Annotated in this window: 12 protein-coding genes, 1 pseudogene and 2 CRISPR repeat arrays (1 of these 15 cut by a window edge); of the genes and pseudogenes, 5 read left to right on the forward strand and 8 right to left on the reverse strand. The window is 53.0% G+C overall.

Going from position 1 to position 17,280, the window contains the following annotated elements:
* A CRISPR array of direct repeats spans nt 1-192; the repeat unit is 28 nt; unit sequence GAAACACCTCCACGGACGTGGAGAAGAC; it begins 142 nt to the left of the window's first position.
* Between the two features lie 93 nt (nt 193-285).
* Nucleotides 286-1,415: a CRISPR direct-repeat array (repeat unit 28 nt; unit sequence GAAACACCTCCACGGACGTGGAGAAGAC).
* 47 nt (nt 1,416-1,462) lie between these two features.
* From cas1e to cas3, 7 genes and pseudogenes are all read right to left on the reverse strand, one after another.
* A pseudogene (gene cas1e / locus DW133_RS10280) lies at nt 1,463-2,113 on the reverse strand (type I-E CRISPR-associated endonuclease Cas1e); the annotation flags it as partial.
* A complete protein-coding gene (cas5e, locus tag DW133_RS04705) occupies nt 2,079-2,789 on the reverse strand; it encodes a type I-E CRISPR-associated protein Cas5/CasD (RefSeq protein ID WP_118275491.1) in 711 nt (236 codons plus the stop codon). The pseudogene cas1e and the gene cas5e, both read right to left, overlap by 35 nt.
* Entirely contained in the window at nt 2,782-3,816 is a 1,035-nt protein-coding gene (cas7e, locus tag DW133_RS04710) for a type I-E CRISPR-associated protein Cas7/Cse4/CasC (protein WP_118275492.1), read from the reverse strand. The genes cas5e and cas7e overlap by 8 nt, the downstream gene beginning before the upstream one ends.
* A gap of 14 nt (nt 3,817-3,830) precedes the next feature.
* The gene (gene cas6e / locus DW133_RS04715; RefSeq protein WP_118275493.1) at nt 3,831-4,442 is read right to left on the reverse strand and encodes a type I-E CRISPR-associated protein Cas6/Cse3/CasE; all 612 of its coding nucleotides are present in this window, start codon (nt 4,440-4,442) and stop codon (nt 3,831-3,833) included.
* Nucleotides 4,439-4,963, reverse strand: coding sequence for a type I-E CRISPR-associated protein Cse2/CasB (gene casB / locus DW133_RS04720; protein WP_118275494.1), 525 nt, complete (start codon nt 4,961-4,963; stop codon nt 4,439-4,441). The genes cas6e and casB overlap by 4 nt, the downstream gene beginning before the upstream one ends.
* Entirely contained in the window at nt 4,960-6,435 is a 1,476-nt protein-coding gene (gene casA, locus DW133_RS04725; RefSeq protein ID WP_118275495.1) for a type I-E CRISPR-associated protein Cse1/CasA, read from the reverse strand. Before casA ends, casB begins: the two co-directional genes overlap by 4 nt.
* Before the next feature lie 43 nt (nt 6,436-6,478).
* Nucleotides 6,479-9,052: a CRISPR-associated helicase Cas3' gene (gene cas3, locus DW133_RS04730; RefSeq protein ID WP_118275496.1), complete on the reverse strand. Its 2,574-nt coding sequence runs from the start codon at nt 9,050-9,052 to the stop codon at nt 6,479-6,481.
* 378 nt (nt 9,053-9,430) lie between these two features.
* Here cas3 and DW133_RS04735 point away from each other — a divergent pair, with 378 nt between their 5' ends.
* Both DW133_RS04735 and rpe read left to right on the forward strand, forming a co-directional pair.
* On the forward strand, nt 9,431-10,657 hold the full coding sequence (locus tag DW133_RS04735; protein ID WP_369907929.1) for an aspartate kinase: 1,227 nt from the start codon (nt 9,431-9,433) through the stop codon (nt 10,655-10,657).
* Nucleotides 10,658-10,775: 118 nt separating this feature from the next.
* A complete protein-coding gene (gene rpe / locus DW133_RS04740; protein ID WP_118275497.1) occupies nt 10,776-11,465 on the forward strand; it encodes a ribulose-phosphate 3-epimerase in 690 nt (229 codons plus the stop codon).
* Nucleotides 11,466-11,580: 115 nt separating this feature from the next.
* Here rpe and DW133_RS04745 read toward each other — a convergent pair whose 3' ends face one another.
* Entirely contained in the window at nt 11,581-11,994 is a 414-nt protein-coding gene (locus DW133_RS04745; protein ID WP_118275498.1) for an autotransporter domain-containing protein, read from the reverse strand.
* Nucleotides 11,995-12,158: 164 nt separating this feature from the next.
* Here DW133_RS04745 and DW133_RS04750 point away from each other — a divergent pair, with 164 nt between their 5' ends.
* The 3 genes from DW133_RS04750 (at nt 12,159) to DW133_RS04760 (ending at nt 17,258) form a co-directional block, all read left to right on the forward strand.
* Complete coding sequence (locus DW133_RS04750; protein ID WP_118275499.1) at nt 12,159-13,382, forward strand: ATP-binding protein; 1,224 nt, start codon at nt 12,159-12,161, stop codon at nt 13,380-13,382.
* Nucleotides 13,383-13,991: 609 nt separating this feature from the next.
* Nucleotides 13,992-16,367, forward strand: a complete 2,376-nt coding sequence (locus DW133_RS04755) for an aconitate hydratase (protein WP_118275631.1) — start codon at nt 13,992-13,994, stop codon at nt 16,365-16,367.
* A gap of 297 nt (nt 16,368-16,664) precedes the next feature.
* Entirely contained in the window at nt 16,665-17,258 is a 594-nt protein-coding gene (locus tag DW133_RS04760; RefSeq protein WP_158571116.1) for a TIGR00730 family Rossman fold protein, read from the forward strand.
* Nucleotides 17,259-17,280 lie beyond the last annotated feature (22 nt).

Genomic DNA, 17,280 nt, shown 5'->3' on the forward strand with positions numbered 1-17,280 from the left:
GGAGAAGACTTCAACGAGGACGACATTTCCGTTACGCGTGCGGAAACACCTCCACGGACGTGGAGAAGACACAGTTGACATCAGTGTCTCGAGCTACGACGGAGAAACACCTCCACGGACGTGGAGAAGACGTGAATGGTATCCGACTACGCACGTGCAGTTGAGAAACACCTCCACGGACGTGGAGAAGACCCGAACGCTCTACTGCTCATTCCGTGCATCAAGGAAACACCCGGCGATACGTCTCAGGTTTCCCGCGGTGTGAGGCTCATTCCGTGCATCAAGGAAACACCTCCACGGACGTGGAGAAGACGACATCATTCTGTTTTCCCTTGATCTGCGGGAGGAAACACCTCCACGGACGTGGAGAAGACGACATCATTCTGTTTTCCCTTGATCTGCGGGAGGAAACACCTCCACGGACGTGGAGAAGACGACATCATTCTGTTTTCCCTTGATCTGCGGGAGGAAACACCTCCACGGACGTGGAGAAGACTACTGTGCGCCATTGCCGTTATATCCTGCGAGAGAAACACCTCCACGGACGTGGAGAAGACGATACTCGAGCGAGGAAGCCTCAGGATGCTTTACGAAACACCTCCACGGACGTGGAGAAGACCACGTGTTGGTTGTGGCATCCAGCAGTTGGCTGGAAACACCTCCACGGACGTGGAGAAAACTCAAAGCCGTCCCCTTTTTTATTGGTGCATCCTGAGAAACACCTCCACGGACGTGGAGAAGACGGCAGTTTCTTGATGTCTGAAGCTCGGAGTTTGGAAACACCTCCACGGACGTGGAGAAGACTTATCGCAAGCGACTGTCCGCAGCCAGTGCAAGGAAACACCTCCACGGACGTGGAGAAGACCCCAAAATGAAGTAGTTGAAGCCGTATGCCGAGGAAACACCTCCACGGACGTGGAGAAGACTACAAACGCAGTTTTGATGGTTCACAGCTTTGGAGAAACACCTCCACGGACGTGGAGAAGACACGATGGTCATTTGCATGTACGGCCTGGGGGAAGAAACACCTCCACGGACGTGGAGAAGACGGCGGCACCACACGGAGCCACATCTTGTCCAAGGAAACACCTCCACGGACGTGGAGAAGACCATCCTTGCGGCCGTTCAGATTCATGGTGTCTAGAAACACCTCCACGGACGTGGAGAAGACTTCGTGATGATCTGGCCCTTGTCCGTGTCACCGGAAACACCTCCACGGACGTGGAGAAGACTAGACAAAAACGGCGCTCAAGTAACGCTGGAGAGAAACACCTCCACGGACGTGGAGAAGACGTGCGCAAGCTTTCGGGTGCTGAATCCAAGTTGGAAACACCTCCACGGACGTGGAGAAGACTTAGTGAGTGTAATGCAGCCCGAGACCTTGTCAGAAACACCTCCACGGACGTGGAGAAGACCCGGAATGAATGAAGCCGATGTACGGTGAAAAACCGGCAGAATGAACGATTGAATTTAAGATTCCGTACAATGCAGCGTTGCATGCCGTCAAAATTCTATTGACAGTATCACTCGCTGAAAATTGTCCGGGAATGAACCGTCTTCCTTTCCAGCGCAGGCCATATTGTTCAGCCTTTTGCCTGTACAAGTTTCTTACTCTCACTCCCTCCATGCCCATCATTTCCGGCAGCGTTCTCGCTCGGAGATCCACACCAGGAAACCGACGAGCAAACATCCGTCGGGCAACGTCGAGAGACAACACCGGATCGGCTGCCGCTTTAATCTGCCTGAGCATATTGCGGGTATCAGCCGTCGGCGTAATGCCGTTTGCGTAGTAAAGCAGACTGTCTTCACCCACCCACATTACGGCACATTTCGCCGCGGCCAATACTTTGACAGCCTCATGCGTAACGGATGTTCCCGGCCCAAGCAACAAGCACTGAAGCAAAGCTGCGGGGATCCTGACAACACCACCCTGAGCATCAATCCACTTGATGCTGCTGTCATCAACTTCAAGTCGACCGTGCTCAAGGTAGATATAGGGATAGCGATCCTTAATTTGAGGAAGGTTATCCCTCGTAACTTTGATGAACAGCCGAGGTGAAGACCTACGAAGAGTCGTTTCAGGCATCGATGATTGTGATTTGTCTGTCGGCATATTTCTTGAACGTTCCAAACTGCACCGGCACGTCCGACAGCGTCATAACCTCGCCCCTTTCCGGATGCTGTCCCTCGAGCACCGTAAAACGGCACTCAAGAGCCTTGCCATCGGCAATGTTCAAAGCCTCCCGCCTGGCCTCCTCTTCCGAAAAGAAGCATCCTCGATATACCAGATCCGTCGGCACACAGCACTTGCGCCCCAAATACAGGTCCCAATGAGGATTTTGCAGCGCAGACTCAATCGTTTTCCGCAATTCCTCCGGTACGCAGACAATGACGGCAAATTTTGCATCCTGCAGGTAGTAGCGATACGTCAGTTTCGTACCGCTATTTTTAGGTTTGGTTCCGTCAATTTTCTTGGGAATTAGGAGTTTTTGCCATGGATCGGAATCGTCATACGCGCTTCCAACCATCTGGAAATCCACTAATTGCAGATTTTCACGAAACTTCCGAGAAGGCCCTTTCTTACCAAAGGCCAACACGGTTTGTCCATACCGCGACATCTTTTCCAGCCATTCCGACTGGGGGCCTCCTGCCCCCATTGCACAAAGAATCAGTCCCAGTACGCCGGATCTCGTCGGAAAGCCGAGCGTTTCTCTTCTGTTGAATCGCGACTCATAGCCCCATGACTGGAGAGGCGCCTCCAACCACAACAGCACATATGAATCAGCCATTGATTTCTCCGATCGTCTTGCTCAGGGCTTCAAGCAATTCGTCAATGCCTTCATTGTCATTGCCGCCGAATTCGAATTCCATCTTCTTGCCGAACAAGGAACCAAAAAGTTTTTCCTTCTTTTCAAGATCGCTCTTGAGCGCTTCGATACTAGGTTTGAGGAAACCGTCATTGGCTCGAACAGGCTTGTCAAACGGGAGCTGGACACGCTGCCCCGTGCGCACCAGTACTTTCGCGTAGTCCCACCCGCAAGCACCGGACATCGTGGCCTGTCGTGCTGCTGGAATAGCCAAGAAGAGAGCCTTGGTAAAGGCCTGCACGCTTTCCTGGATCTGTTCGCCCTGCAAAGATTCATACAGCTGCCCGAGATCAAGAGAAACGTAGCGATAGTACGTCGCAGAAGAAAACTCGAGATTGTCAAGGTGACCGGCTGCGGTATCGAGGTCGTCCAACGCTGTAAAGAATTCGATTTCGTTATTCACGGCGTGTGTCGAAATCGCATGAGAAAACGAAGCTGCAGCCTGAACGTTGAGCTCCGGTGCCTGAGCCACCATGCGACCGAAAAGAGCAATGTCAAGACCGTCGACAGCCAGTTTCAGAACTTTCTTTGAACGCTTCTGAATATCCTTGTCTGAAACAGCTCCCGCATCAAAGTTTTTCGACTGTGCATAAGCGGCAAATTCTTCGACTTCTGTATCAGTGAAGAAGTAGAGTGTGTCCTTCACAATGGCCTTGGCGATGACGTCACCGCAAGCCTGAGCCTGTTCATCCGTCGCGCCGAGTTCCCGACATTTGGCGGCAATCTGTTGATTGACCAATTTGGAGCGAGTACCGATTTTCACTCCGAACTCATGGAGCATCATGCGAACCTGACGCTTCCAGCACTGAGAACTGACTCGAGCGCGCGTCACACCCCCGACCACTGCCGTCTTGGGCGAACCAACATCGTCACGATTCAGACAGGTGACGGGAAAAGACTGAAGAATGTGGAATTCAATGCGAGTATTCAAAAAAGGATTGATAGACATGTTTATCTCCTTGATCAATTGCCGGAAACTTGAATGGGAACAATCTGAAGCAGGCCGCAACCGAAAGCTTTGCCTCGTCCGATACCTGTTTCGAAACTTTTGATGAAAAGATCTCTTTGCGTGACCTTCATCACGCCCTTGAGCACCGCCTGCTCAAGCGTCACACGATGCTCTCCCTTGCGAAATTGTTGAACATTGACTTCTAAGACCTCGGTCTGAAGACACCTGAAACCCCACGATGCCGTGCGTGATTCAAACCACGTCCGTATGTCTTCCCTTTGCTTGATAGGAACAAGGTTGCCGTTTACCGACCTCCTGGTGGGGTTGACGACGACCTCAAACGCGTATGCATCGTGCTGCAAGAATTTGTCCGGAATGCACCGAGTGCGCACTGTGCCGTATGCCGGCTCCAATGGTTCCCTGTTTGAGAGAAACAAAATGCGCCTGGAGACTTTGTCGCCCCCTTTGTCCGCATAGAGAAAACCAGCCGGCTGATGCGCATTCTTTTGCTCCGGCGTGCGCTCATCGGGAAACAGGCTGTAGATCACTCGATGCACGGAATACGGATCCGTAACCCGGAGCTCTCTAATGTCTCTCCAACTTAGTTCCAATACTCCGGCAATCATGACTGCTCCTCTCGCGCTTCTCGTTGGTAAAACGATGTCGCCCACTTGGCCTTGATTTTTTCGCTTCGACGTGGAAATGCGAGCAAATCATCCAGAAGCTGTGCATAGTCGATGGTTGCACTGGTTTTACCCGCTAGGAGGCGAAACAGCGGCCTTAAACAACTGCAGCACTCCTCGGTCGTAGAGCAGGCTAAAAGTCGGCGCAGGCGGCTTGCTCCCTGTCCCTCCGTCCCCGAGTAGGCAAGCGAGAGCGCGCGCGTCAAAGGCGTATCTCCGTTGCGATTTGCTTTGGCTTGAATCACGGCGGCACCAATGCAAGCAAAGGCGGTTCGCTCGATCGAGTTATCCAAGTTGACATGAAAGTCAATCAGAATGTTCCAACTCTGATGCTGCATGGCAGGATTATCTGCACGGCGCATGGCCGCGGCAGCACCTTTGTCTCTGCTGCATCTGTCAATCACGTAGCGCACGAAAGCCTGGCCGCGAGTTTCCAAGGCGTTTTTATCAGGCATTTCACTCATCGTTCTTTTCCTTTCTGTGATGCATTAGGTTGATTTTTGGCCCAGGCCTGCAGCTGGCGAGGGGTGAAATGAGGACACGATTCGTTATAGGTATTTCGCATCGTGGCTCGGAAAAAATATCTCACGGGTTCGGGGTCTTCACCGGGAACACATGAGTCGATAAGTTCTTGAGCGTGCAATCCGGCAATTTCCCAAAACTGGGATGCAGCTCTCCCTGCCATTGTCTTTCCTTCGGTACCCATAGCCGTGTAGTAGCCAAGAACGCACTTGTAGAGCTGTTTAGAAAGACGATCAAGCTGTTCTACTGAAGCCGAAAATGTCTCGAAAAACTGTTCGCCAACATCTTGTGGAGAAAAATCAAAACACGACTCCACAAAATCATCGGATCCTGCCATGTACTGCTCTCCGGATTGGTAAGTCACGCTTACGCCTCCGGACCAAAGTTCGACACTTTCAAAACAATCTCTGGCTCGGGACATTCCCAATTCCACCTGGCAGCAAACGTACCGAGACGCATCCTGAGATCCCAAAAAACTCAAGATCGATGTCAGTGACCTCCAGGGCTTCTTGTCCGGATCAGCCCAGAGAGAATTGAACTTATTTTTTTTACGTTCCACGGATTGAGTAGGATCAAAACGACCGGATTGATGGTCATCATGCGCTATACCTTCCGTGCAGTACATTCCATCGTCAGTCAAGAGACAGAATCGGCCCAACGGAACTAAACGTCCCATCAACGAATCTTTGAGTTTGCGTGCGACATCGCAATCCTCTCCCGCCGGCATCTTTTCCCAAGGAGCCGTTCCGACACCTTCGGGGAAACACGGCAACTTGCTAAGGCGTTCTTCGGAAAAAAGATTTAGCCACACTGTTGAGGCAACGGAATCGGCTAGCACATATGAGTGCAAATATCCCCTAGTGCCCAAAGAGGCACCAGCCTTACCCGATTTGCTTTTTCCTTTGTAGCCCGGAGTAAGAACTTTGGAGTTGTCTGCCTTTTTCCCTCCAATAGCAAAGCACATGAGCGTTACCAGCAACAAGGCCTTATCAGCATCGGTGGGCTCCGCTTGCAACTGAAATTGCGTAAGAACCGTTGTGTTCCCACTCGCCTTTTCCAGATTCAATGTCGCAAAGGAATAGACTTTTACAGTCAAGTCCGCAACCGCGGGAACTTGAAGAAACGGCTCGTCTCCGTACAACCAGAACTTTTCATGCCACTTTTCAAGATAAGCAAGGCATTTCCGGCAAAAATCCTCGACAGTCGATTGCCGCCATTCTTCTTCGGTCTTCGGTGTCCATGCTGATTGGGCGATAGCGCACAGCAACTTGAAGATAGCCGTTTTCTGGATCGGGTTGCCACCGATTCTCCTTAGAGACGGATCCGAAAAGATGTCTCGGAGACTGAACAACCCCCTTTCCCGAATGGGAATCCACTGTTCATCAATCAAATTGAACTTTTTATCGGTTGTCATAGCTTTGGTGAAGATCAAAATATAGCGATACAGGTTTAATCATTCATTCGTCCGGATTCAGGCATCGATATCCGGATTTGTCGTAGAAAACTCTTCGGTTAGGCAAGGCCGGTGTCCCGTCCATGTGATAAACGCTTCCGTCATCATCAACAAGACCCACTCGAATACGCATACCGTCATGGGCGGCTACGAAAAGGTACGGAGCAAGCCAGGAGAGACTGCGCTGCTCATCGGCCGTCGGTGCCAGGTAGATCGGGGTACGGACACAGTTTTTCATCAATATCAACGCGGTTGATACCTTTTGCGAGTAGCTCAGCCCAGTGCCGTCGGGCAAATCCAGTTTTTTCCCGCTCAAAAACTCAATTTCCGTTTTTCCGTCACGATTCAAAATGCGACGAAGAAGCAAGACGTCGACCGTGGGCATCTGGCAGTAGCGGGTTGCCAGATTGCTCTCATCGTTATCATCGATGGTTCCGAACGCATCCGTCAACGTGAGCTGCGCCAATTGCCGAAGCGCTCTTCTTCCTACGGTCGAGCCGGAACCTTCCTCAAGTTCGTTTAACAAATCGGAGAGAACCCCGGACTCTGGGCGTTCTCGGTATGTGTCTTCCATGATCTGCCGTATGTCCGTCGGTAGTGTTATTGATGCACGACCGGCCAGACTTTCGAGTGTTCGACACAAAACATAGGAAGCGTAGACATGCGCCGATGCTCCAAACGCTTTTTTGGGGTCCTTTTTCATCAAATTTTCATCGGGGCATATCACACAGGCCTCACAGCGGGCACCATCGGGACGCTCGGTTACGGCATGACGCCAAAGACGCCCCATTCTCTGCAGAAGCATATCGGTCGGACACAAACGCGTAACCAAAAAATCCGCATCAATATCCAACGACTGCTCCAAAACTTGCGTCCCGACCAGAACTCTTCCGCGTTGCGCCCTGGTGGTCGATTTTTTTCCGAGGACATCTATCCATCGATGTTCGTTCACCTCGCGATCAGCCACGGTGAATCGGGAATGAATAATGCCGAGCTCGACGGTCGTCCCTGACAAAGCCTCGGACAGCCTTTCATGGAGCTTTTGCGCTTCATTGACAGTGTTTTCAATCCATAAGACTTGTTGCCCGCCTTTTGCTCGCTCGATAACCTGTTTCAGAACGATCGAATCATCAGAGGCATACGAGAGTTCCACTTTCTTGGCTGACGGCGCTTCAATCGGAATTTCAACCAACTGTCCCTTTTGGTCAACCGCAGTCAAAAGCGGGTAGGCCTCTGCGGGTGACGGTTGATCGGCAAGCATGCCCCTGCGTTGCTGCGTAAGCGTTGCTGACAGGACGATGACTGTACAGCCTAGTTCCCGGAGTTCTTTGACAAGCGCATCGACAATGGTGCCCGTGTACATGTCGTAACTGTGTACCTCGTCAAGTATCACAACCTTACCCAACAGTCCCAGAGTTCGTACGGACGAATGCTTAACCCCCATTACAGACATGAGAGCCTGATCAATCGTTCCGACTCCGAAGGGAGCGAGAATGCTTCTCTTGCGAGGCGCAAACCAACCGCCGCCGGGAGCCGCCTCCTCGCCCATTTCCTGCATCACCAAATCGGCTTTACCGTGAACCAGCAAAGCACGTTTAGCCGCATCATCGTCTTCGAGAATCTTGTCGAGAAAAGAATTGACGCGGGTATACACAGCATTAGAGGTCGTCTGGGTAGGCAAAGCAAAATAAAGTCCTGTGGCTTGGCCTTGAGCAAGCAAGCGGTAGGCGGCATACAGCGCCGCTTCGGTTTTTCCGGCCCCCATCACCGTTTCAAGAATGTATACGCCGGGACCGGAACACTTGACTGCCAGCGCTTTCTGAGCGTCATTCGGAGTAAAGCCGAAAATATCGGCAAAGTTCAATTTCTGTTTGACGCGAGGACGATAGAAGCCTGCGGACATGACCGCCCTGCGGGCGGCGGCGGCATCGCAAACCTTGCCCTGGAGCAAGGCATCGTTAGAACCGATCCAGTCGGCCACAGTCGTGAATCCGGCCAAAACCTTGGCCTGAAGGTCACTTTTGACAACCGGAAACTCTGCACTGAAAAAAGCTTTGAGTTTTTGCGTAAGGAGCTCGCGTTGCTCTTGCCAAGCTTTGCCTCCCAGAACATCATCAGCAGCACGAAACATCCCCGTCTTGGGACGTCTGCCGTGATGTAACCCGAGAATCAGCGGAACACGCGCGTCATGCGTCAACGCCGTCACTGTCAACAAGCTGGCACCGCTGTGCCCTCCCCATCGTTTTTCCAGAGACGGATCCGCAGTGGCCAATTCCGGAATGCTGTTCGGAAAATAATCCGAAGTAGCTCGTCGAAGTTTCTCTTGAAACGCAGGCGTCATCTTGCCGACGTCGTGTTCACTGACGAGAAAATCCAAGCCGTCGGGGAACCATTTCTTCTGTAACGCGTCGGGCCACCATTGCCACAATTCACGGGCAACCAGACCGGAAGTCAGTGCATGTTCCAGCACGGTCTGTCCCAAGCGACAGACACCGTTGTCGTCCACGTATGTTTTGGCGAAATTTTGTTCCAGGGGCAATACCTTTGTTTGGATTTTCTTCAATTTGGGAATGCGCATGATCTGTCTCACGAGCCGAACAGATATTCAATTCTGATCTACTCTAGCGGAAGATACGTCATTTTGCGTCGCATCCAAACATCAGACCTCAAAATGCAGGTGGCAAGGTTACTTCTCAAGCAAACCAACTTGCGAAGGCGCAAACTGAGACATACCTCCTAAGCGGCTTTGCCTGTTTGACTTGGGAAAGATCAATGTTTCCCTTTTAACTTGTACCGATTCTGCGCGACGGCGCCGAAATGCGGTCAAAGTTTGCGACAATCGTGAAGTCTTTTGTGCTCGGCACCTCATTCGGAGGGTTTGTTTGCCGGCACGCCACATTCAACCAAAACAGAGACGTTTATGGCCATTATTGTTCACAAGTACGGCGGCACCTCAATGGGTAGCGTCGAGCGCATCAAGAATGTCGCAAGGCGTGTTGCCAAGTGGCACCGCGCCGGCTATCAGATGGTGGTGGTGGTTTCTGCGATGAGCGGAGAAACCAATCGCCTCATCGCGCTTGCCAAAGAAATCATGCCCAATCCCGATCCCAGGGAGCTCGACGTCATTGCAAGTACCGGCGAACAGGTCTCCATCGGCCTGCTCGCGATGGCTCTCAAGAGCATCGGCGTCGACGCAGTGAGCTTCAACGGCTCCCAGGTTGCCGTACACACAGACAGCGCCTTTACCAAGGCCCGTATCGAGTCCATTGACAGCGAACCGGTCAAGCGTGAACTTGACGCCGGCAAAGTTGTCATCGTCGCCGGCTTTCAGGGACGAGACAGCGCAGGCAACGTCACCACCCTCGGCCGCGGCGGCTCGGACACTTCGGGCGTGGCACTTGCCGTGGCTCTTCAGGCTCAGGAATGCCTCATTTTTACCGACGTTGACGGTGTTTACACCACCGACCCGCGCATCGAACCCAAAGCCCGCAAACTTGACGTCATCAGCTTTGAAGAAATGCTCGAGCTCGCGAGCCTCGGCTCCAAGGTGCTGCAGATCCGCAGCGTGGAGTTCGCCGGCAAATACCACGTTCCCGTGCGTGTTCTCTCGAGCCTTACTGACCCCAATATTCCCGTTGACGTCGAAGCGTCCAGCGGTACCCTGATTTCTTTTGAGGATGATCCGAAGATGGAGAAAGCCCTTGTTTCCGGCATCGCCTGCACCCGCGATGAAGCCAAAATCACGCTCTCGCGCGTTCCCGACACCCCGGGCGTGGCCTATAAGATTCTCGGCCCCGTAGCCCAGCACAACATTGACGTCGACATGATCGTGCAAAACGACGGTCTCGACGGCACGACCGACTTCTCCTTTACCGTTCCGCGCGGCGACGTTGACAAATGCCTGAAGGTCCTCAATGAAGAAGTCGTTCCGGTCTGCCATCCCGAAGGCATTCACACGAACGCCGACATTGCCAAAGTGAGTGTTGTGGGCATCGGCATGCGCACCCACGCAGGCGTAGCCTGCCGCATGTTCGAGTCGCTTGCTGCCGAAGGCATCAATATCGAGATGATCAGCACTTCTGAAATCAAGGTGAGCCTCGTGATTCAGGACAAGTACATGGAACTTGCCGTACGCGCTCTGCACAAGGCCTTCAACCTCGAAGAAGACAAAGTCAAACGCTGATCAACCGGGCTGATTTGCCATGACTCACAAGTCCTGCCGGCTCTCGCCGACGGGACTTTTTTCGTTATCATTCGCGCAACCGTTCCTGCCTGTTACCTACCATTAAAAAGGTTCGCTCATGCAAAACACCGTCATTGCTCCCTCCATTCTCTCTGCCGATTTCGGACGTCTTGCCGAAGAAGTCCGAGATGTGGTTGCGGCCGGGGCCGATTGGATTCACTTTGACGTAATGGACAATCACTACGTCCCGAACCTCACCGTTGGTCCGCTTGTGTGCGAAGCAATCCGCCCGCACACGCAAGCCGTCATTGACGTGCACCTGATGATTGAGCCCGTCGATAGCCTGGTGCCTGCGTTTGCCAAGGCCGGTGCCGACATCATCACCTTCCACTGCGAAGCAAGTCGTCACATTGACCGCACTCTGCAGCTGATTCACAACGAAGGCTGCAAGGCCGGTCTCGTTTTCAATCCGGCCACCCCGCTCGAATACCTCGACTACGTCATCGACAAGGTCGACATGGTGCTCCTGATGAGCGTCAACCCAGGCTTCGGCGGCCAGAGTTTCATTGCCTCGGCCTACGACAAGATTCGCGCCATGCGCGCTAAGCTCGACGCTTACGAAGCCCGTACGGGCCGCAGCATCCGCCTGGAGGTCGACGGAGGCATCAAGACGAACAACATTGCTGAAGTCGCCAAGGCCGGTGCTGATACCTTCGTGGCCGGCTCCGCCGTGTTCGGCATGAAGTCCCCCGAGGGGTACAAAGAAGTGATTTCCGCCATGAAGGCGGCTGTGGCCTCCGTTCGGTAAGCCATCCGACTAATTTTCTCATAGCAAAGCCGCGCTTCTGAATAGTCAGGAGCGCGGCCTTTTTGCCGGAAGGAATTGACCAGAGGATTATTTTCAACCTTTGATCGTTCCTACTTTAGAACGTGTAGCGACCACCGAAATTAACACGCCACTTCTGATCAATGTCACCGCCGAAGCCAGTGCCGACATCAAGGAACGTGTTGAAGGAGTCCGTCACACTGTAGGAGAAGCCCAAAGAGACTTCAGCCCAGTTGTCGTCGAGTTCATCGCTGATCTTGAACAGATGGTTCATAGAGCCGTCGAAAGCAGTGTATTCGGCGTCAACATAACCCAGGAAGTCGTGATTGTAGGAGGCCTTCAGGTAGGCTGCACCGCGGTTTTCATTGAACTTGATGCCACCCATGATGCCGACGCGAGCCACCAAGCTTTCGATCGTCTCGAAATCAACGCTGCGAACGTTGGTGGAGTAGTCCGAAGCACGCAGCCAGCTGTAGGACAACTGAACTGCATATGTGCAACACAAAAACATCGACTGCGGTCGATAATTTCTCCTTTTTATACATTTTTATCGATTACAATCGATGCCAGCAGAAGTTACCTACAAATTGTCGATCGTAATCGATGTTCTTCAGGGGCTTATGATTCGACTTTGAGCTCACAAATTCGAGCTCGGAAACACCCGGAGTGATAGTTATGACGCTTGTTGACAGACCTCAGCTGCTTGATCGCTTCCGTCCTTATTACGAAGACGGTCTAATCAAGGTCGTGACCGGTCTGCGACGCAGCGGCAAGTCATCTCTGATGCATCTGTTGGCAAAGGACATTGAGAATCGCCTCGACCGACCATCGGAAGACTTCTTATTTCTGAACTTCGAAGACTTTGGGTTGAGAAACTTGACCCACCCCGAAGCTCTTCACGACTTTTTGCTCGATCGTATCTCAAAAGCTCGTAAACGCTTGACGGTCTTCCTCGACGAGATTCAAAACGTGGAAAGTTGGGAAACGGTAGTCAACTCAATCCGCTTCCGAGACTGCTGCGACATCTACGTCACAGGTTCCAACTCTCAGCTGCTTTCGGGCGAATTGGCCACTCACCTCGCCGGAAGAGCCATCCAAGTGGAGGTTTATCCGTTTTCATACGCTGAATTCAGAGTAGCTCGAAAGAGACTTTTTGAAGACAACATCACCGACGCCCAAATATGGCAAGAGTACCTGACCTGGGGTGGCATGCCCGGAATCGTGCGGTACCCGGATTTATCGGTAGCTGCGACTTACTTGCGTGATGTCTATCGCTCAATTCTGCTCAAAGACATCACAGACCGACACAACATCCGGCAAACGGCACTCCTTGAGATGACGTATGCCTATCTGCTTGAGCAGGTAGGACACAGAATTTCTCCAGACAGCATCGAGAAGTTTTTAAAGTCTGAGCGCTTGCGGTTGTCGCGCGACACTTTGCTTGACTACCTTCGTGCCGGCAGAGAGGCATTTATGCACCTGCGTGTCGACGGCGTGGACTGCATCGGCAAAAACATTCTTAGATTGCGACCTAAAATCTATTGCGCCGATCATGGTTTCCGTGAGGCTTTCTTCAGCGGATCCAACAACCGCAATATTGAGCAAGTTCTCGAGAACATCGTCGCCACAGAGCTAACCAGACGCGGCTGGAGCTTGCGCTTTGGATCGGTGTCGGACAAAAAAGTCGACTTCGTCGCTGACAAAAACGGCCGGAGAATGTACGTCCAGGTCTGCTATCTACTTGCGTCCGATCAAACCCTGGAACGCGAATTTTCTCCGCTTCAGGCTATCCGAGACAACTGGCCAAAACTCATACTTTCTCTTGACGAAGTCAATCGATCAACGCTAGGTATCGAACACCGTAATCTTCAACAGTGGCTTCTTCAGCCAGACGTGTGATCTTTGTCAATAGACACCTTCACCATAGAGGAAACTCAAGCTATCGAAGTGAAATGCGCAACGCCTTCCGGTTGCAGGCAATGAGGCAGTACACAGCCGTTCCTACTGCCCCACTGGTTTTGGAAACCTATCAAAGATAGCAACTCAAACAGATTAAGAAGTCCATTCGGTGACAATAGGCATCCAACGCCTCACACCGAACAGCCCCCAATCTCTATCCGGCAAAAATATCAAATTTTCTTTTGCCGTATAGTTAATTTTCATCTAAAGCTCCCGTCGCTTGAGCAGAATTTCAGTACATCACTGATTTACTGTGATCTTAGCGGTTCGCTTTATGACGATCATTTGAATCTTTTATTAGCCAGCTAATATTTTTTTGCAATTTTTTCCTTCGCACGAGCGCACTTGCGCGAAAAATGCCGAAAAAAGCATCAGAAGTCAACTCCTGAAACCTTTGACATAAATCAAAACTACGTAGCACCTACGTGGGCGAAAAATTGCAACCGTGACAAAGAGGACGGCCAGACACCGTCCCGACAAAACGTCGTTCGCAAGCGTCGGTACCACACCGACAATTGCCTGAGACACAGAGAAACAGGAGAAGAACTGATGTCTGAACTGCAAATTTCCCGCCGTAAGCTGCTCAAGGCAAGCGCTGCCGGCGCAATGGCTGCTTCCACGATTTCGGCTCCGAGCCTCTTGATGGCTAAGGAAGCCTCGTCTGCCGCACAGGATACGTCCAAGATCCGCGACTTCGACATGATCAAGGCTTTCTACGCCAACTATCCCAAGAAGCTCTCCGCCGTGCGCGCCAAGCTCGGTCGTCCGCTGACACTCACCGAAAAGCTGCTTTTCGTACACCTCTACCATCCGGAAAGCCTCACCGAATTCAAGCGCGGCCAGGACTACATCGAACTTCGTCCGGACCGTGCCGGCACGCACGACATCGGCGGTCCGATGGCCATTCTGCAGTTCCTCACCTCCGGCAAAGAACGCATTGCTCTGCCCGCTGCTCTCGTTGCCGACCACCTCGTGACGGCTCAGACGGGCGTACGCAAGGATCTTCAGATCGCCGACCGCGACAATGTTGAAACCTACAGCTTCCTGCGTGACGTTTCCCGCCGCTACGGCTTTGACTTCTGGCCGGCCGGTACGGGCATCTGCCATCAGGTTTTCCTTGAAAACTACGACTTCCCGGGCGCCATGATGCTCGTGACCGACAGCCACACCCCGACTGCAGGCGGCATGGGCATGCTCGCCATCGGCGTGGGCGGCGCCGACCTCGTCGACGCATTGATGGGCATGGAATGGGAACTGAAGATGCCCAAGATCATCGGCGTGAAGCTCACCGGCAAGTTGAGCGGCTGGGTCAGCGCCAAGGACGTGATCCTGAAGCTCTCGGGCATTCTGTCGACCAAGGGCGGCACGAACTCCATCATCGAATTCTTCGGCGACGGCTGCCAGCAGCTGTCCTGCACCGGCAAGGGTACGATCTGCAACATGGGTGCCGAAGTGGGCGCCACTACCTCCGTCTTCCCGTTCGACGATTCGATGGTTCGTTATCTGAACGCCACGGGCCGCGCCGCCGTTGCCGACATGGCCAAGGCCGTCGCTGCCGATCTGCGCGCCGATAAGGAAGTCATGGCCGATCCCGCCAAGTACTACGACCGCATCATCGAAATCAACCTTTCCGAACTCGAACCGCACATCAACGGTCCGTACTCTCCCGATGCTGCCATGCCGCTCAATCAGGTGGCCGATCGTGTCAAGGAAAAGGGTTATCCGCAGCTGCTTGAAGTCGCTCTGATCGGCTCCTGCACGAACTCTTCCTACGAAGACTTCACGCGCGCCGCCTCCATCGCCAAGCAGGCGCTCGACAACGGCATCAAGGTAAAGACCCCCGTCATGATCGTTCCGGGCTCGATGCGCATTTACAAGACGCTCGAACGCGACGGCATTCTTGACGTGTTTGAAAAGCTCAACGCCACCGTGCTTGCCACCGCCTGCGGTCCCTGCATCGGTCAGTGGAAGCGTACGATCGGTGATCCGACCAAAAAGAACTCGATCATCGAATCGTTCAACCGCAACTTCAAGGGTCGTAACGACGGCAGCGCTCAGACGCACGCCTTCCTCGCTTCGCCTGAAATCGTCATGGCCATGGCCATCAACGGCGATCTGACGTTCAATCCCATGAAGGGTTCCTACACGACCGCCAAGGGTACGACGATCAAACTCAAGGCTCCGACCGGTACCGAGTTGCCCGTGAAGGGCTTCGTGACGGACCTCACCGATTGCATCCGTCCGGACTTTGCCAAGATTGAAATCAAGGTAAGCCCCAACGCTCAGCGTATCAAGCTTCTCGAACCGTTCCCCGCATGGGACGGCAAGGACTTCGTGGGTCTGCCCATTCTCATTAAGGCCAAGGGCAAGTGCACGACCGACCACATCTCTCCGGGGGGCAAGTGGCTTGCTTACCGCGGCAACCTCGATCGTATTTCGGACAACCTGCTTGAACGCGCCGTCAACGGCTTCACCGACGCCGCCGGCAAGACGCTCAACTATGAGACCGGAACGTACGACACGCCCGCTAAGGTCGCCCGCTACTACAAGAATCACAAGATTGATTCGGTCATTATCGGTGACGACAACTACGGCGAAGGTTCGAGCCGCGAACATGCCGCTATGGAACCGCGTTATCTGGGCGTTCGCGTTGTGCTCACCAAGAGCTTGGCTCGCATCCACGAGTCCAACCTCAAGAAGCAGGGCGTGCTCGCTCTGACGTTCGTCAACCCGGCCGATTACGACAAGATCAAGGAAAAGGATCGCGTCTCGGTCCTCGGTCTTGACAAGCTCGCTCCGGGCCAGAACGTCACCATCGAACTCACGCACGCCGACGGCAAGAAGGAACGCTTCGAAGCCAAGCACAGCTACAACGCCAAGCAACTGGCTTGGTTCAAGGCTGGCTCCGCTTTGAACGCTCTCTGATAGTGCGTTACGAAGGAAAGGCGCCACGCTCTCTCAGGTGCCTTTCCTTCATGGATCTCCAACACTTCCTTCTTTTAGCGCATGCGATTCGTAGTGATCGTGTGCGCATTTTTTTAGGTTGTCCTTGCCTGAAATTGGTTGACAGTTTCTAGCGGAATGACTGAATAAGCAGTCAAGTTTTTGATGTTTGCCTAGGACTGTTTACTCTTTTTTGACTTGTCGCTCATTCTTTACAGCACTCATCCCGTGACACTCACTAAAATGGCTCTTTTCCTCTTTTGCAAAGGAAGCCAAGCCATGACCGAATTCAAAGTCTGTGTTTTCTGCGGCTCCCGCTCCGGAAACAATCCTGCCTACACCGACGCAGCTCACGCCGTGGCTCAGGAATTGGCATCTCGCGGCATGCAGCTTGTCTTCGGTGGCGGCGGCACGGGACTCATGGGAGAAACCGCACGCACGGCGCTAGATCTGGGCGTTTCCGTCACCGGCATCATCCCGACCTTTCTCATCAATCAGGAAACGCCGGTTGAAGATCTCTCGGAACTGTTGGTCGTAGCCGATATGCACGAGCGCAAAGCCAAAATGGCGGAGCTCTCCGACATGTTCGTCGTGCTTCCTGGCGGCATCGGTACGATGGAAGAAGCCTGCGAGATGATCACAGGCAACTGGATCGGTCTTTACAACAAACCTGTGGGCTTTTTGAACGTCAACGGCTTTTTCGATTCCTTCTTTGCCTTTCTCAAAGACGCCGTCGACGCGGGCTTCATGCCTGTCCCATGTTACGAGCGCGCCATTGTAGACAATACGGCCGCAGGATTGCTTGACAAACTCGTCTCAGCGCGTTGCGCCCCCGAACTGCCCTGCAATGCGGACTGTTTTGGCCACAAGTAACGCAAAATCTATGGCTTCGGTT

It is taken from the genome of Sutterella sp. AM11-39 (assembly GCF_003472385.1).
In the GTDB taxonomy this organism is placed as follows: Bacteria; Pseudomonadota; Gammaproteobacteria; order Burkholderiales; family Burkholderiaceae_F; genus Duodenibacillus; species Duodenibacillus intestinigallinarum.

Coding starts and splice junctions, on each gene's coding strand:
- cas5e (WP_118275491.1), bottom strand. CDS start 2,789: ATGGCTGATTCATATGTGCTGTTGTGGTTGGAGGCGCCTCTCCAGTCA.
- cas7e (WP_118275492.1), bottom strand. CDS start 3,816: ATGTCTATCAATCCTTTTTTGAATACTCGCATTGAATTCCACATTCTT.
- cas6e (WP_118275493.1), bottom strand. CDS start 4,442: ATGATTGCCGGAGTATTGGAACTAAGTTGGAGAGACATTAGAGAGCTC.
- casB (WP_118275494.1), bottom strand. CDS start 4,963: ATGAGTGAAATGCCTGATAAAAACGCCTTGGAAACTCGCGGCCAGGCT.
- casA (WP_118275495.1), bottom strand. CDS start 6,435: ATGACAACCGATAAAAAGTTCAATTTGATTGATGAACAGTGGATTCCC.
- cas3 (WP_118275496.1), bottom strand. CDS start 9,052: ATGCGCATTCCCAAATTGAAGAAAATCCAAACAAAGGTATTGCCCCTG.
- DW133_RS04735 (WP_369907929.1), top strand. CDS start 9,431: ATGGGTAGCGTCGAGCGCATCAAGAATGTCGCAAGGCGTGTTGCCAAG.
- rpe (WP_118275497.1), top strand. CDS start 10,776: ATGCAAAACACCGTCATTGCTCCCTCCATTCTCTCTGCCGATTTCGGA.
- DW133_RS04745 (WP_118275498.1), bottom strand. CDS start 11,994: ATGTTTTTGTGTTGCACATATGCAGTTCAGTTGTCCTACAGCTGGCTG.
- DW133_RS04750 (WP_118275499.1), top strand. CDS start 12,159: ATGACGCTTGTTGACAGACCTCAGCTGCTTGATCGCTTCCGTCCTTAT.
- DW133_RS04755 (WP_118275631.1), top strand. CDS start 13,992: ATGTCTGAACTGCAAATTTCCCGCCGTAAGCTGCTCAAGGCAAGCGCT.
- DW133_RS04760 (WP_158571116.1), top strand. CDS start 16,665: ATGACCGAATTCAAAGTCTGTGTTTTCTGCGGCTCCCGCTCCGGAAAC.